Below are 890 nucleotides of genomic sequence, written 5' to 3' on the forward strand. Positions count from 1 at the left end.
AATGTACTTATTAATAATAATGCCGTTTTCTTTGTTGTATTCCAACATTTTATTTAAATAATACATTCATTCCCTTTCTATTCAAATACTGATTGCAAATATTCATCTGAATATGGACACCAACCTTCGTCATCAGTCATTTCTTTTTTAAGTTGTTTCCAGTTTGAAAACTGACCAATAATAGAATCGTTGTCTCCACACGTCTCACAATAATCTTCAACTTCTTCTAATTCTTTTTCTGAAGTATTTTCTGACATCAGATAAAGTCCTCCGCCCAAATGGTCTTCAACTACCCAATATTTTTTCATTCAAACCCCTCTGGGACTTTGATTTCTGGCGTTTTATACTTACTTAGCTTATAGTCGTCAAGTTCTTCAATTTTAGCTTTAAGGTCATGAGCACTTGATTCTTCCTGTTGCAATCTCCGCCATTCAGTAGGGTTATAAAGTTCAGGGTTTCCAGCCTTAGCAACCATCATTGCTACCAAGCTATCTTTATCAAGTTCTTTCTCTTTAACCTTTACTTTTTCAACGTTTCCGTCAGCGTCATATATTGTTTCTGTTTCTTTTAGCGTTCTGACTGTCAGTTTGCTCGCTAAGGCACTTTCGGCTAGTTCTAATAGATTTCCCCTAGCAATGCTTTTAGCTTCGTCATACGCCTTTATATTGTCATCTCGCCACTTTCTAAAAGTTTTAGCCGAACAATGCAAACTGGTGTAGATTTCTCTGTCATTACAGCCTGATTCAATTTTATCAATGATTTGGCTAAAAAGCGGTTCTTCATACATCTTAGGTAAAATTGTGGGTCTGCCACCTTTTTGTGTTTGCATATTATCCTTTCTTTTAAATGTGGTTATATCGTTTAAAACCTATATTTTCGTTCCTGTGAGA

Annotated in this window: 2 protein-coding genes; both read right to left on the reverse strand. The window is 35.3% G+C overall.

The window, feature by feature from the left end; all coding sequences use genetic code 11:
• Positions 1-77: 77 nt before the first annotated feature.
• The gene (locus D9V42_RS14715; RefSeq protein ID WP_036853254.1) at positions 78-308 is read right to left on the reverse strand and encodes a hypothetical protein; all 231 of its coding nucleotides are present in this window, start codon (positions 306-308) and stop codon (positions 78-80) included.
• Positions 305-829 (reverse strand): bacteriophage terminase small subunit, encoded by a 525-nt coding sequence (locus D9V42_RS14720; protein ID WP_036853255.1) that lies wholly within the window; start codon positions 827-829, stop codon positions 305-307. The genes D9V42_RS14715 and D9V42_RS14720 overlap by 4 nt, the downstream gene beginning before the upstream one ends.
• Positions 830-890: the final 61 nt, after the last annotated feature.

This window comes from Staphylococcus pseudoxylosus, assembly GCF_003697915.1.
In the GTDB taxonomy this organism is placed as follows: domain Bacteria; phylum Bacillota; class Bacilli; order Staphylococcales; family Staphylococcaceae; genus Staphylococcus; species Staphylococcus pseudoxylosus.